Raw genomic sequence first — 12,917 nt, 5'->3', positions numbered from 1 at the left:
AGGCGCGCATCCTGTGCGTCAGTCGCTGCGGGCGGAGGCCGATTCAGGTGGCGACGACGAGCGCAGGCATGGTTGCAGAGGGCCGGGCGCCGGGGCTGGACCTGCTGCGCGCCGCGGCGATCGGCTGGGTCATGCTGTACCACGCCTCGATGTTTGGCCTGGCTCCTGCTGGGATTGGCGTCGTCAAGTTCGGCTGGATGGGCGTCGACCTGTTCTTCGCTCTCAGCGGCTTCCTGATCGCCGGACAGTTGCTGCGGCCGTGGACGCGAGGCGAGCGGCCGGCCTACGCCCGGTTCGTCGTGCGCCGCCTCATGCGCACCCTGCCGGCCTACCTGGCGGTGCTGGCGTTCTACGAACTTGTACCCGCGTTGCGCGAGCGGGACGGGATGCCGGCTTTGTGGCGGTTCCTGACCTTCACCCAGAACCTCGGCCTGACCCCGGGCGCCTTTTCCCACGCCTGGTCGCTATGCGTGGAGGAGCAGTTCTATCTCGTCCTGCCTCTAGCGGTGGCCTTCCTGGCGCCCTGGGCGAGCGGCCGTAGGGTGACCGTGCTGCTGGTCGCCTTGGGGGGGCTCGGCATGGGGCTCAGGGCTTGGTCGTGGCTGCACCTGGTCGTCGATCCGCCGTTCCGGCCGGACGCCACGCCGCACGGCCTGCGCTACATGACCTGGATCTACTACCCGACCTGGACGCGGCTGGACGACCTGCTGGCGGGCGTAGCCGCCGCCGCCGTGCAGACCTTCCGCCCCGTCCTCTGGCGACGCCTCGTCTGCCAAGGCGATCGGCTGCTGCTTGCCGCCGCCGCGGTCATCGTCGCCGCCGCCCTGCTGTTCGAGGACCAGATCGGCGGCTTGGCGGCCGCAACGGCGGGCTACCCGCTGATCGCGCTCGGCATGGGGGTGCTGGTGATCGGGGCCAGCAAGCCTGGCGGCCTCGCGACCCGGCTGGGCGGGGGGCCGGTGCGCGCGCTCGCGGCGGGGGCTTACAGCCTATATCTCAGCCACAAGCTGGTTTTCCACGCGGTGACCTTGGCTGCAGAGCGTTGGCCGTGGCTGGCGCCGCTCGCCTTGCCGTTGGCGCTCGCTGCCGCCCTTGTCGTGGGCGCGGCTCTCTACTGGAGCGTGGAGCGGCCGTTCCTGCGGCTGCGCGAACGCCTGGGGGGCATGCGGGCCGGGCGGCTCGCGCCGGCTCTGGGCTAGATCCGTCCCGCGATCAGCGCGATCAGCATCGCTGCGGGGACCAGCGCCGCCTGGGCGGCCAGGGTTCCGGCCACCCGCGTGCCGGACAGCCACACCACCGTGCGGCGGAAGGCCGCCTCGCTGATGCGGCCTTCGACCACGTCGTCGGTCATCACCGACAGGTGCGGGTCGATGAACACGAACAGCAGGGGGTGGCGACGCCGCTGATCACCGAGGCGAGGCTGGCGGCGGTGACGCGATAGGCCGGCTCCAGGGCGCCGGCGTAGAGGCTGGCGAACACGGCGACGGTGGCCAGCGCCTGGACGCCCACGTTCAGCCCGATCACCGGCGCCGACAGGGCCCGCTCGCGCTTCAAATCCTTCAGGTGCGTGGCGGCGGGCAGGGTCACCGCGCCGCGGGCGTAGGCGCGGCCCTCCCGTCCCAACCCGTGCAGCAGCAGCTTCGGGATCGAGCGGTGCGCCTGGAAGTGCAGCACCGCGCGGCTGAACAGCCGCTGGAAGGTCGGCACCGCCAGCGCCCCGACCACCGTCGCCGCCGTCGCCGAGGCCAGCAGCCAGCGGAAGTCGGCCAGCAGGTGCGCCGCCCCGCCGCCGTGCAGCGCCAGCTCGATGCGCTTGGCCAGGAACGGCCCCTGGAACGAGTTCGAGGTGCGCGAGACCAGCGCCAGCACGTTGAACAGGGCGAACGACACCGCGATCCGCCGCGTGCGCACCCCGGCGATGCGCACGGCATAGGCCAGGGTCCCGATCAGGTGGATGACGAAGGTCAGGGCGCACAGCGCCGCCAGTTGCGCATCCATGATCGGCCTCCCCGCGTGGGGCGAAGCTAGCGGCTGAACCGCCGGATGCAACGCCGTTCCCCGTCACTGCGCCGGGCAGCCCCCTCCTACCCCCGGCAGAACGCCGCCAGGTCGCGCGCGGTGTCGCGGCTGATGTCGGGGCAGCAGGAGGCGAAGATCTCGGTGCCGTGGATGGTGCCCATCACCTGGCGGCCGCGGGCGGGCACGCCGGCGCGCAGCAGCAGGCGGTAGAACTCCAGCCCCTCGTCGCGCAGCGGGTCGCACTCGTTGACGCTGATCACCGTCGGCGGAAAGCCGCGCACGTCGTCCTCGCGCGCGAAGGCCGGCCAGGCCAGCGGGTTCTTGGCCTCGAAGGCCTCGATGCCATAGCCCATGGCCCCGCGATTGTTGTGCAGGTCCAGCAGCAGGCCGTTGTTCTCGCTCGACGACGGATAGCGCGCCTGCGGCCACTGGCCGGCGATGTAGGGGCATAGGGCGTAGAGGCCCTTGATCAGGCCCAGATCGCCGTCGCGCTTCAGCTTCAGCCCGGTCGCCAGGGTCAGGTTGCCGCCGCCGCTCTCGCCGGCCACGACGATGCGGTTCGGGTCGATGTTCAGCGCCGCGGCGTTGGCCTTCACCCACTTCAGGCCGGACACGCAGTCGTTCAGCCCGGCCGGGAACGGCTCGACCTGCGGCGCCGAGGAGGCGCGCAGGCAGTTGCGGAAGTCGACCATGGCCACCGCCACGCCCTGGGCGGCGATGATCTTGCCCCAGGCCCGGTACATGCCGTCGAAGGCCGACATCGTCGCCATGCCGCCGCCGTGGATGTAATAGACGCACGGCAGGGTCTCGCCGGTGTCCGGCCGGATGTACTGGATCAGAACCTCGTTGCCGTCCGGCTGCGAGGTGAAGCGCTCGGTGCGGATCGCCAGGCCGGCCGACGGGGCGACGGCCTCGGTGTCCACCGCGTCCAGCATCATCTTGCTCATCGCCGCGCGGGCGGTGGCCTCCGGCGTCGCCTCCTCGGCCAGCATCGCCGCCCGGCTGGCCACGTCGCCCGGGGTGGTCATCTCCGGCATGGCGCCGAAGATCGCCTTGATGCGGGGATCGATACGCGGATCGGCAACCATCTTCGAGGCCATGGGTCGTTTCCTGTGTCTGCTTTTGCGGCCCGAGCTATAGCGCAAATCCACCGGGCGGTAGCCAGCGGCCTCATCGCCTCGCTCCGCCCTCCTCCCGTCGTCACCCAGGGCGGCGCGCTACCGCGGTGGATAGGTCGCCTGCACCAGGGCCGTCAGGTCCCCGTAGGTGTCGGTCGGAGGCTCGGCGCCGCAGGCGGCCGCCAGGGCGAGGGCGGTCAGCGGGTTGGCCGAGGCCGGGCGGGCCGGCGCGGGGCCGCCGCTCACCCCGTGCTCTGCCTGGGCGGAATAGTCGGCGAACGCCTCGACCCGCACCGTGCGTGCGCTGCAGTCGTAGGTGTTGTGGCTGAGCCGCACGGTCGGCGACAGCCCCGAGCTGGCCGAACGCGGCAGCAGGGTGATGGTCCAGGCGCTGACGCTCGCGCCCTCGCGCCGGCTTTGGCTCCAGTCGAGATACTGTATGGCGCCGTCGTTCCGGGCGACGACGCTCAGGCGCGGCGAGGCGTCCCAGGCGGGCAGCCCGACCGGCGGCGGCGTGGGAAGGCTGATCGGCGGCAGATCGCCTCCACGGCGGCGCATCTGCGCCTCCATGGTCCGGATCGCGGCGGCGATGGTGTGCTGCCCGCCGCCGTGCGGTGACGGCGCGGCGCAGGCCTGGGCGGCGATCCAGGTCACATGCTCGGACCAGGGAAACGCGCGCTGCCCGGTGGAGTCCTCGGCAACCGGCTGGGTGCTGCCGTCGGGGGCGACCTTTTCGGCGTCGCCCACCCTGGCCATCCAGCCCCAGTCGCAGTTCACGCTCCAGTGTTCCAGCCAGCCGTAGGTCTCCCCGCCGAACGCCGGGCCATACATCAGGCTGAGGGTGGATATCTGCGCGACGGCGCCCTGGCGCGTCAGGCTGTCGGCGTCCCAATAGTCGGCGCCCGGGCCGGGCACGGCGCCCGTGGCCACGACGTAGTTCGCCGCGGATGCGCTGGGCGCCACGGCGCCAACCGACAGCGCCAAGCCCACGACCATAGCGGCCCAGGCGACTCGAAACCCCATGGATCCCCCTCACTCAGGATTGCATTCGCATCTCAATCATCCGGCGAAGGCCGCCAGGCTGTCAACGCGCCGCCCCCGCTGCCGCAGTGCCGTTCACGCGGTTGTGTTCCGGTTTTGTTCTGAATGGGCGGGCCAGGATCGCGGAACCGCGCCTCGCACGCGCTCAATCGCCGTTCAGGACCTGCCCAGCCCATTGGATACGCTGAGCCCCTGCGGCGCCGGGAACGTGCTGTGCAGCTACAAGCGGTTCTTCCTGATGTCGCCGGAAGACTGCCTTCACGCCCTGGCCGCGGCGCCCGGCCGGCGCCGTTCGGGATCGCCAGGGCGCGGCTGCTGACCCGCGGCGCTTCCGTGCGGCGCTTCGTTCGGGTCGCCCATGCTGTCACGCGTGCGCGCCGCCGGTGCTAGTAAGCCGATCGTCCAGCCGGAGACCGCCTTGTCCGCCTCGCCCCCCGCCTATGCCGCCTACGCCGCGGCCCAGCCCTATTTCGACCTGGTGCGCGGCGCGCTGGGGGACCTGGTGCACGGCGCACATTTCTTCGACGCGGTGGCCGACGACATCGCCTACGAGGTGCTCTACGACTTCCCCGGCTGGCCGCGCCTGGTTCGCGGGCGCGAGGCGTTGATGGCGCAGTTCGCCGGCTATGCCGCCAACATGACGCTCTCAGCGGCCGACCATCTGGTGGTCCACAGGGCGGAGGGCGGCGTCGTGGTGCTGGAGTACGAGGTGCACGGAACGGTCGCCGCCACCGGGGCGCGCTACGACAACCGCTTCGCCTCGATCCTGACCGTCTCGGGGCGCCGCATCGTCCGCTGGCGTGACTACATGGACTCGCTGGCGGCCTGGAACACGATCACCGGGGGCCGCTGACCGGCGCGCGTCGCCCTCAGGCCGCCGCCCCGATCCCCAACGGCGCATCCCCCGCCAGGGTGGTGCGGTGCATCACCCGCCGGTGGCCGTCGTAGCCGCCCTCGGCGAAGTGCAGGGTGCTGCGGTTGTCCCACAGCAGCAGGGTGTCCGCCGCCCAGCGGTGGCGGAACACGAACCGCGCCTCGACGATGCGCTCGAACAGGAAGCGCAGGATGGCCAGGCCTTCCTCGCGGGTCATGCCCTCGATGCCGACGGTGTAGACCGGGTTGACGAACAGGGCGCGGCGGCCGCTGACCGGATGCACCACCACCAGCGGGTGGACCTGGGTGGCCTCGGCCGCCTCGCCGGTGACGATCTGCATCGCGCGCGCCTCGGTCTCGCGGGCGAACACCCCCTGCGTTCCGTAGGCCTGGCGGGCCGAATGCACCGCGCGCAGCGGCGCCAGCATCGCCTGCATGGCCGGCGACAGGCTGTCCCACGCCCGCCGGCAATCGGCGAACAAGGTGTCGCCCCCCACCAGCGGGACCTCCTGGCCGTGCAGGATCGTGCCGGCCGGCGGCCGTGCCTGGAAGCTCCAGTCGGAGTGCCAGCCGGCGCCGAAGTTCTTCGCCGTCTCGTCCGGCTCGCGGCGCAGCTCCAGCACGTTGGGGTGGCCGGGCATCGGCCTGATGAACGGGTCCTCGCCGAATGGCCCGAACTGCAGGGTCAACGCCTCCAGTTGCTCCAGCGACAGCGGCTGGCCGGGGAACGACAGCACCGCATGCTCGGCCCAGGCGGCCCGCACCTGCGCCAGGGTGGCGGGCGGCAGCGGGCGCGACAGGTCGAGGCCGGTGACCACGGCCCCGAACCCGCCCGCCTGCGGTGTGATCACCAGGGTGTCGTCGCCGTAGGCTATGGGATTCCTCCGCTTTCGGGCGACGTTAGCATTGCACCCTTGCCTTCCCTATGGCGCGGCTGGCGCCGGGCGGCGCCATGGCTTACCTGGGCGGCGACCTGGAGTGGAGTGAGCATGCGCGCGTCGATCCTTGCCGTCGTCGCCACCGTCGCGGCCCTTGCCGGCGCGCCCCTTGCCGGCGCGCCCCTGGGCGGCGACTTCGCCGTGGCGGCGGACTACCGGCCGGTGACCTGCGCGGCGGCCGCGCCCTACCAGGGCGGCGCCCTGCATTCGCCGCCCGCGCCCCTGCCCGCCGCGGCGGGGCTGCCGCTGGCCGGCGACCTGGACGCCGCCACCGCCGCGCGGCTGCAGGCCGCCTTCGACACCGCCTTCAAGGCGACCCGGGCGCACGCCATGACCGTCGCCGTCGGGGTCCCGGGCAAGGGCCTCTGGACCGCCCGCCATGAGGCGGGGGACCAGCCCCCGGTAGGCCGCCCGGTGTTCTACTGGGCCAGCGTCGGCAAGGAGGCCACCGCGGCGGTGGTGCTGCAGCTGGCGGACGAGGGCCGGATCAAGCTCTCCGACCCGATCTCCCGCTGGGTCCCGGGCGTCCCCAACGGCCAGGCCATCACCCTGGAGATGCTGCTGGCCCACACCAGCGGCCTCTTCAGCGCCAACGAGGACCTGCAGGTTCACCGCCAGAACCGCGCCCTGAGCGCCGACGAGGAACTGGCCGTGCTCAGGCGCCATGGCGCCATGGCCTGTCCGGGCGAGCGCTGGCGCTATTCCAACTCCGGCTACGACTTGCTCGGCCGGGTGGTCGAGCAGGTGGACGGCCGCCCCCTCGCCCCGTCCATCCAGGCCCGCCTCGTCACCCCCCTCGGCCTCACCGCCCTGCGCGCCCTCGGCCCCAAGGCGTCCACCGACGACGTCCAGCCCCCGGTCTCCGACACCGCCGGCGAGCCGGCCATCGACATCACTGCGCCCGGCGCCGCCGGCCCCCTGGCCGCCAGCGCCGCCGACATGGTCCGCTTCCAGCAGGCCCTGCTGACCCGCGACCAGCTGCTGCCCGCCGCCACCCGCGCGCAGATGCTCCAGCGGCCCTATCCGATGTTCCAGCCCGGCATGTTCTACGGCCTCGGCCTGATGCTGTTCGACGTCGGCGACGGCCCCGGCCGCCTCTACTGGATCGGCCACAGCGGCGGCGCCCCCGGCGTCAAGGCGGTGAGCCTCTACGCCCCCGCGCAGAACCTGTTCATCGCCGTGGCCCTGACCGGCGACGGGTCGGCGGAGGCGACCGCGAACTTGCTGATGAAGGCGGCGGCGGGGAGATGAGCCCCGCCCCGCGCGGAGCGGAGCGCAGACCGGGGCCAGCGGCGCCGTCGCTTACGGGCGACTGATCGGCCGGGCCGGGCGCCCGTATTGCGGGGACATGATACCCATTTCCCAAAGCGCCGCCTGCGGTCCGGCCTCCTGGGGCCTCGGCTTTCGACCCGGCCGGCCGGGGACGAGCTTTCGGCCCAGCACCCGCTCGAGCCGCTCGACGAACGCCGCGCTGCCGAGCGGACGCCCCGTCGTCTCCGCCGCCCTTATCGCCTGGCTGCCGGCCACGTCCTCCCCCTCGGCGACCAAGGCCGCGAAATCCCCGAACCGCTCCAGCAGCGGCCGCACCGTCACCAGGACGTCATCCGCGCCGGCGATGTGGGCGCGAGTGCTGGACCAGGCCCAGTCCCGCGCCCGCTGGACCAGCCGCGCGCGCACCGGATTGAGCGCCACATAGCGCGCCGCCGCCGCCAGATGATCCTCGTCCATCGGCACGGACGCGAAACGACTCTGGAACAGGTGGCCCGTCCATCCCGCCCGCGCATTGATGAAGCCGGTATAGCGCCGGTGCGCCTCGCCCACCGCCAACGCCAGGCCGCGCTCATCGGCGGGCGTGAGGATCAGGTGGACGTGGTTCGGCATCAGGCAATAGGCCCAGACCTCGACCCCGCGACGCCGGCACTCCTGGCCCAGCAGCGCGCAGTAGACCGCCTCGTCGCCCGCTTCGAAGAAGATCGGCTGACGCCGATTGCCCCGCTGGGTCACATGATGCGGGATGCCATGGACGACGACGCGGGCGAGGCGGGCCATGGGGGAGGGTTAGCACGGTGGGAACGTTTAGGGAGCAGGCGGGCGGAAATAGGTATCATGTCCCCGGAACTTCCCCATGACTGCCTGAAGCGCGTGACGGGTTCGCTCCCTCAGGCTGCGCCCGCCAAGTCGGCGTCGGTCACACCCAGCGGACGCATGGCGGCGCGCAGCCCGGTCTCGCACCGACCCCGCAAGATCAGCGCCTCCGCGCCGGAATCCCTCGACCGGGCGAGCTTGACGACGTCGTCGCCCCGCTTGAGCCCAGCGTCGAGGTCGTTCGCCGACATGATCCGGTAGAGGGCCGCCATGGCGCAGTCGCTGCTGGCCTTTCCCAGCGACAGGGCGATATCGTGACCCGCGCTGCGGGGCAGCGTCAGCCTGTACTCGCGGCCGTTAAGGTCGCAGCTGCGCTCCACCCCCTTGGCCGCCTGGTACTTGCTCACCGGATCGGCCCCCCCCAGCGCGACCATCTGGCCCGCCTGGGCGACGTCGCAGTCACGCATCAGCCCCTGCACCGCTCGGTAGAAGGCGATGGCGTCGGGCTTGGCGGTCGCCGTGGGCCTCGGGGGATACGACTCCACCCGCCTGTAGAGGTTGTGGCGATTCTGGACGTAGGCGTCACGCACGCAGTCCACCAAGCCGAACGCGGCCAGCGCCACTGCGCCCCACGACGTCACCGCCTTCAGTAGCGAGAACAGTCGCTTGAGGCCGCCATGTACCCGCTGCTGGCCGAACTGCTCATAGAGATGGTTGAGGGCGACGCCCGCGACCACAGCCGCCATAACGGTGCTGATGAAGGGGCCGACCCCACTCCGAAAGAAATCCATGCCGCCTTCTCGCTGGCCAGAAATCGTTTAGAGCAACCTTGACGCTTGCTTCCCCCGCCCGCAACTCCATGGAGGGCCGAGCTGGACGGCAGGGGCGAGGCCGCCGGCGGGCCGAGGCGGGCAGCGCGCCCACAGGCCGAGTTCAGCCGAGCGCGAGGATCGTGGGCAGCCAGAGCCCTCAGGTTGTGCGCTTCCGTTCCCGCAACGAAATCATCCACCAAAATCTCTCGTGGGAATAGAATTTGACACCATGTGCGTCAGTCCTCAGGACTAGAGCCAGATTGCGGGGTGCATCATGTGGGTAATCGATCTCCTTCGACTCACTCCGACAATGTTTAAGCAATCTTGGGATTTCTATATTGATCCCTATCGCTTCCTGCACGACCGCCGTTTCCGAACGCGCCCAACGGTGGTTCAGAGTTTCGCGATGTTTTCGGCGCTCGCGACAGCAATCATCGTCGCCTCCTACTATGCGCAGTCTGGCAGCCAACTTGGACTCATGCAGGGGAGCTACGCACCTCACCTCATACTGGTAAACGGTGCCCAGACGGCCACAACCCCTCATGTCCAGCACGTCGAGTTCTTAGGGGGGCGTGAGGGTTTCGCCTTCCGAGTCGGTGTGGAGGCTCGCTCTCTCTCGGCGGTGCCATGGGATCCGCCAAGTCCTCAGCCGTGCGCCGTCACAATTTTAGGCCGCCAAACACAGGCATGGATGAATGCGCCGCGGTCGCGGCTCCACTCTGATGCGACCATAAATTCGCTGACTCAGGCACCTATCGACGAACGCGATGCCAAGCGGCTTGATTCACTCCTTCGCAGCCAGATGAACACAATCTGTGGCGGGAAAAACTACGCATATGGCGTTGCGGAGCCAGATTTCTATTTGCTGGGATACTCCCGTGATCTGGAAAAACTGTTCCGTCAACGCATGGTCATAACACCATGGACCAGAAATTTTACGTTCGAACCGATGTCGCTTCTTCTAAACTTTGGTTTGTTGTCAATCGATCTCGCCGGCGTCGATCCAACTCAACGCTCGTCCACATTATACTTGATTTTCTGGTATGGCTTCCTATTGACAGGCGGGCTTGCCGCAGCCCTCTCATTTGCAGCGAGAGGCTCGATATTAGATATGGCGCGAGATGGCGCGAATATTGCCCTAATTTCGTCAACAATTCCAACGTGTCTATCACTTATATTCTTATTGTTGCAGTTGATGGTTGGCGATACTCACTGCAGAATAGGCACGATCGGCTCCAGCAGGGCCATGATATGCTCAGGCACCTGGCTAGTTACGCTATTTAGCGAAGTCCTCGCGGGCTTGATGGCCATTTCCCTCGCTCGATTGGCTTGGTACGCGGGACAAACTGGCCTTCCGCCTCGAAAGATCGCGAGGAGAAGTGTGATGTTTATTTTACTTCTACTGACGTTGTGGAGCTCCGTCCTGCCAGTTGTCGACACTGCAATGTTCTTATACGCTGAGAACATCGAACGTTTTTTTGGTTGAGCCCGTCTCTTGCGAAGTTGCCACAAATGAAGAAAAAGCGGCGTCCCTTCGGACGCCGCCTCTCTCAACCTCACTAAGTCAGCGCTGACGCCCGGCGCTTTACGCCCCGGACGCCCCGCCTCAGCCTCAGCCCTTACGCGTCGGCTTCTTCCTTGGCCTCTTCCTTCTTCGAGAGGTCTTCGCCGGTTTCCTGGTCGACGACCTTCATGGAGAGGCGGGTCTTGCCGCGGTCGTCGAAGCCGAGGAGCTTGACCTTTACGGTCTGGCCTTCGGTGAGGACGTCGGAGACCTTGTTGACGCGCTCGTTGGCGATCTGGCTGACGTGCACCAGGCCGTCCTTGGCGCCGAAGAAGTTCACGAAGGCGCCGAAGTCGACGATCTTGACCACCTTGCCGTCGTAGATCTGGCCGATCTCCGGCTCGGAGGCGATCGACTTGATCCAGTCGATGGCGGCCTTGATCTTGGCCCCGTCGGAGGCGGCGACCTTGACCGTGCCGTCGTCCTGGATGTCGACCTTGGCGCCGGTGGTGGCGACGATCTCGCGGATCACCTTGCCGCCGGTGCCGATCACTTCGCGGATCTTGTCGACCGGGATGCTCAGGGTCTCGATCTTGGGCGCGAACTCGCCCACGTCCTCGCGGGCGCCGTCGAGGGCCTTGGCCATCTCGCCCAGGATGTGGATGCGCCCGCCCTTGGCCTGTTCCAGGGCCTGCTTCATGATCGCCTCGGTGATGCCGGGGATCTTGATGTCCATCTGCAGGCTGGTGATGCCGTCGGCGGTGCCGGCCACCTTGAAGTCCATGTCGCCCAGGTGGTCCTCGTCGCCGAGGATGTCGCTGAGCACGGCGAAGCCGTCATCTTCCAGGATCAGGCCCATGGCGATGCCGCTGACGTGCTTCTTGAGCGGCACGCCGGCGTCCATCAGGGCGAGCGAGGAACCGCAAACCGTGGCCATCGAGGACGAGCCGTTGGACTCGGTGATCTCGCTGACCAGGCGCAGGGTGTAGGGGAACTCGTCCTTCTTCGGCAGCATCGGGCGCAGGGCGCGCCAGGCCAGCTTGCCGTGGCCGATCTCGCGGCGCCCGGGGGAGCCCATGCGGCCGGTCTCGCCCACCGAATAGGGGGGGAAGTTGTAGTGCAGCAGGAAGGATTCCTTGTAGGTGCCTTCCAGGGCGTCGATGAACTGCTCGTCGTCGCCGGTGCCCAGGGTGGCGACCACCAGGGCCTGGGTTTCGCCGCGGGTGAACAGGGCCGAGCCGTGGGTGCGCGGCAGCACCGACACTTCCGAGACGATCGGGCGGACCTTGTCGACCGTGCGGCCGTCGATGCGCAGGCCGGTTTCCAGGATCGAGCGGCGGACGACGTCGGCCTCGCATTCCTTGAACACGCCCGACAGCTTGGCCGGCAGGTAGCCCTGCGGGTTGGCGTCGGACTGGGCCAGGGCGGCCATGACCTTGGCCTTGGCCGCGCCCACCGCGTCGTGGCGCGCGCCCTTGGCGGTGATGGCGTAGGCGGCGCGGATGTCGGCGCCGACCAGATCCTTGACCTTGGCCTTCAGCGCGTCGGTGTCTTCCGGCGTGAAGTCGAAGGGTTCCTTGGCCGAGTGCTCGGCCAGCTCGATGATCGCCTGGATCACCGGCTTGAAGGCGTTGGAGGCGAACACCACGCCGCCCAGCACCTGCTCTTCGGTGAGTTCCTCGATCTCGGACTCGACCATCATCACCGCGTCGTCGGTGCCGGCGACCACCAGGTCCATCCGGTTGGCTTCGTCCTTCTGCTGGTCGGCGGTCGGATTGAGCACGTATTCGCCGTCGATGAAGCCGACGCGGGCGGCGCCGATCGGGCCCATGAACGGCACGCCGGAGATGGTCAGGGCCGCGGAGGCGGCGACCATGGCGACGATGTCCGGATCATTCTCCAGATCGTGGCTGAGCACGGTGACGACAACCTGCGTCTCGTGCTTGAAGCCCTTGACGAACAGCGGGCGGATCGGACGGTCGATCAGGCGGGAGACCAGGGTCTCCTTTTCCGACGGCCGGCCTTCGCGCTTGAAGAAGCCGCCCGGGATCTTGCCGGCGGCATAGGTGCGCTCCTGGTAGTTCACCGTGAGCGGGAAGAAGTCCAGGCCCGGCTTGGGGGCCTTGTCGAACACGACCGTGGCCAGGACGGTGGTCTCGCCATAGGTGGCGAGCACGGCGCCGTCGGCCTGACGGGCGATGCGGCCGGTCTCGAGGGTCAGCTTGCGGCCGCCCCATTCGATGGACTTGCGCTTGATATCGAACATGTGAGGTTTTGCTTTCTTATCGATCCCGAAGGCCCATTCCTTCAGGGGGCGGACAGGGGCGGTCTGGCTTTTGAGGGCGGTTCCGGAGGTCCTCTCCTGCGACAGGCGGATGAGGACTGCTGTGTGAGCCCTCGGCGTGTAAGCGGGCCACATGGCCCTTTGGAGTTCCCGCCGTCCGGCCTGTCACGGCGTGGGCGGGAAACGTCGTCTAGCGGCTTAATTGCACAAAACGCGCCCTCGCGCATCCACCGACCGCACGGG

Annotated in this window: 12 protein-coding genes; 4 read left to right on the top strand and 8 right to left on the bottom strand. The window is 68.9% G+C overall.

From position 1 onward, the window contains the following. Nucleotides 1-68 precede the first annotated feature (68 nt). Nucleotides 69-1,199 (top strand): acyltransferase family protein, encoded by a 1,131-nt coding sequence (locus tag ACO2Q3_RS18615; protein ID WP_423309288.1) that lies wholly within the window; start codon nucleotides 69-71, stop codon nucleotides 1,197-1,199. Here ACO2Q3_RS18615 and ACO2Q3_RS18610 read toward each other — a convergent pair. The 4 genes from ACO2Q3_RS18610 to ACO2Q3_RS18595 all read right to left on the bottom strand — a co-directional run bounded on the left by ACO2Q3_RS18610 (nucleotide 1,196) and on the right by ACO2Q3_RS18595 (nucleotide 4,160). Then, nucleotides 1,196-1,378 carry a lipid II flippase family protein gene (locus ACO2Q3_RS18610; RefSeq protein WP_423309286.1) on the bottom strand — a complete coding sequence of 61 codons (183 nt, stop codon included), beginning with the start codon at nucleotides 1,376-1,378 and terminating at the stop codon, nucleotides 1,196-1,198. The two genes, ACO2Q3_RS18615 and ACO2Q3_RS18610, sit on opposite strands and share 4 nt — an antisense overlap. Further along, complete coding sequence (locus ACO2Q3_RS18605) at nucleotides 1,351-1,998, bottom strand: lipid II flippase family protein (protein WP_423309284.1); 648 nt, start codon at nucleotides 1,996-1,998, stop codon at nucleotides 1,351-1,353. Before ACO2Q3_RS18605 ends, ACO2Q3_RS18610 begins: the two co-directional genes overlap by 28 nt. Before the next feature lie 86 nt (nucleotides 1,999-2,084). Beyond that, complete coding sequence (locus ACO2Q3_RS18600; protein ID WP_423309282.1) at nucleotides 2,085-3,119, bottom strand: alpha/beta hydrolase; 1,035 nt, start codon at nucleotides 3,117-3,119, stop codon at nucleotides 2,085-2,087. Nucleotides 3,120-3,236: 117 nt separating this feature from the next. Continuing rightward, nucleotides 3,237-4,160, bottom strand: coding sequence for a surface-adhesin E family protein (locus ACO2Q3_RS18595; RefSeq protein WP_423309280.1), 924 nt, complete (start codon nucleotides 4,158-4,160; stop codon nucleotides 3,237-3,239). Nucleotides 4,161-4,536: 376 nt separating this feature from the next. Between ACO2Q3_RS18595 and ACO2Q3_RS18590 the strand changes: the two genes are divergently transcribed. Further along, the gene (locus tag ACO2Q3_RS18590; RefSeq protein WP_423309278.1) at nucleotides 4,537-5,031 is read left to right on the top strand and encodes a nuclear transport factor 2 family protein; all 495 of its coding nucleotides are present in this window, start codon (nucleotides 4,537-4,539) and stop codon (nucleotides 5,029-5,031) included. 16 nt (nucleotides 5,032-5,047) lie between these two features. On the opposite strand, the gene ACO2Q3_RS18585 is transcribed toward ACO2Q3_RS18590, so the two are convergent. Continuing rightward, nucleotides 5,048-5,902: a TauD/TfdA dioxygenase family protein gene (locus tag ACO2Q3_RS18585; protein ID WP_423309276.1), complete on the bottom strand. Its 855-nt coding sequence runs from the start codon at nucleotides 5,900-5,902 to the stop codon at nucleotides 5,048-5,050. A gap of 138 nt (nucleotides 5,903-6,040) precedes the next feature. On the opposite strand from ACO2Q3_RS18585, the gene ACO2Q3_RS18580 reads away from it, so the two are divergent. Further along, complete coding sequence (locus ACO2Q3_RS18580; RefSeq protein WP_423309274.1) at nucleotides 6,041-7,240, top strand: serine hydrolase domain-containing protein; 1,200 nt, start codon at nucleotides 6,041-6,043, stop codon at nucleotides 7,238-7,240. Between the two features lie 51 nt (nucleotides 7,241-7,291). Here ACO2Q3_RS18580 and ACO2Q3_RS18575 read toward each other — a convergent pair whose 3' ends face one another. Further along, on the bottom strand, nucleotides 7,292-8,038 hold the full coding sequence (locus ACO2Q3_RS18575; RefSeq protein ID WP_423309272.1) for a transposase: 747 nt from the start codon (nucleotides 8,036-8,038) through the stop codon (nucleotides 7,292-7,294). Between the two features lie 110 nt (nucleotides 8,039-8,148). Further along, nucleotides 8,149-8,865 (bottom strand): hypothetical protein, encoded by a 717-nt coding sequence (locus ACO2Q3_RS18570; protein WP_423309270.1) that lies wholly within the window; start codon nucleotides 8,863-8,865, stop codon nucleotides 8,149-8,151. A gap of 295 nt (nucleotides 8,866-9,160) precedes the next feature. Here ACO2Q3_RS18570 and ACO2Q3_RS18565 point away from each other — a divergent pair, with 295 nt between their 5' ends. Then, the gene (locus ACO2Q3_RS18565) at nucleotides 9,161-10,372 is read left to right on the top strand and encodes a hypothetical protein (RefSeq protein ID WP_423309268.1); all 1,212 of its coding nucleotides are present in this window, start codon (nucleotides 9,161-9,163) and stop codon (nucleotides 10,370-10,372) included. A 133-nt stretch (nucleotides 10,373-10,505) separates the two neighbouring features. On the opposite strand, the gene pnp is transcribed toward ACO2Q3_RS18565, so the two are convergent. Beyond that, entirely contained in the window at nucleotides 10,506-12,656 is a 2,151-nt protein-coding gene (gene pnp, locus ACO2Q3_RS18560; protein WP_423309266.1) for a polyribonucleotide nucleotidyltransferase, read from the bottom strand. Between the last annotated feature and the right edge of the window lie 261 nt (nucleotides 12,657-12,917).

Source organism: Caulobacter sp. KR2-114, assembly GCF_049446115.1.
Classification (GTDB): domain Bacteria; phylum Pseudomonadota; class Alphaproteobacteria; order Caulobacterales; family Caulobacteraceae; genus Acaudatibacter.
The sequence above is the reverse complement of the archived record's forward strand: the minus strand, read 5'-3'. Positions and strand labels throughout refer to the sequence as shown.

Excerpts from the sequence above, each read along its gene's own strand:
- ACO2Q3_RS18590 (WP_423309278.1), top strand. The coding sequence starts at position 4,537 with ATGCTGTCACGCGTGCGCGCCGCCGGTGCTAGTAAGCCGATCGTCCAG.
- ACO2Q3_RS18605 (WP_423309284.1), bottom strand. The coding sequence starts at position 1,998 with ATGGATGCGCAACTGGCGGCGCTGTGCGCCCTGACCTTCGTCATCCAC.
- ACO2Q3_RS18600 (WP_423309282.1), bottom strand. The coding sequence starts at position 3,119 with ATGGCCTCGAAGATGGTTGCCGATCCGCGTATCGATCCCCGCATCAAG.
- ACO2Q3_RS18575 (WP_423309272.1), bottom strand. The coding sequence starts at position 8,038 with ATGGCCCGCCTCGCCCGCGTCGTCGTCCATGGCATCCCGCATCATGTG.
- ACO2Q3_RS18595 (WP_423309280.1), bottom strand. The coding sequence starts at position 4,160 with ATGGGGTTTCGAGTCGCCTGGGCCGCTATGGTCGTGGGCTTGGCGCTG.
- ACO2Q3_RS18570 (WP_423309270.1), bottom strand. The coding sequence starts at position 8,865 with ATGGATTTCTTTCGGAGTGGGGTCGGCCCCTTCATCAGCACCGTTATG.
- pnp (WP_423309266.1), bottom strand. The coding sequence starts at position 12,656 with ATGTTCGATATCAAGCGCAAGTCCATCGAATGGGGCGGCCGCAAGCTG.
- ACO2Q3_RS18565 (WP_423309268.1), top strand. The coding sequence starts at position 9,161 with ATGTGGGTAATCGATCTCCTTCGACTCACTCCGACAATGTTTAAGCAA.
- ACO2Q3_RS18615 (WP_423309288.1), top strand. The coding sequence starts at position 69 with ATGGTTGCAGAGGGCCGGGCGCCGGGGCTGGACCTGCTGCGCGCCGCG.
- ACO2Q3_RS18580 (WP_423309274.1), top strand. The coding sequence starts at position 6,041 with ATGCGCGCGTCGATCCTTGCCGTCGTCGCCACCGTCGCGGCCCTTGCC.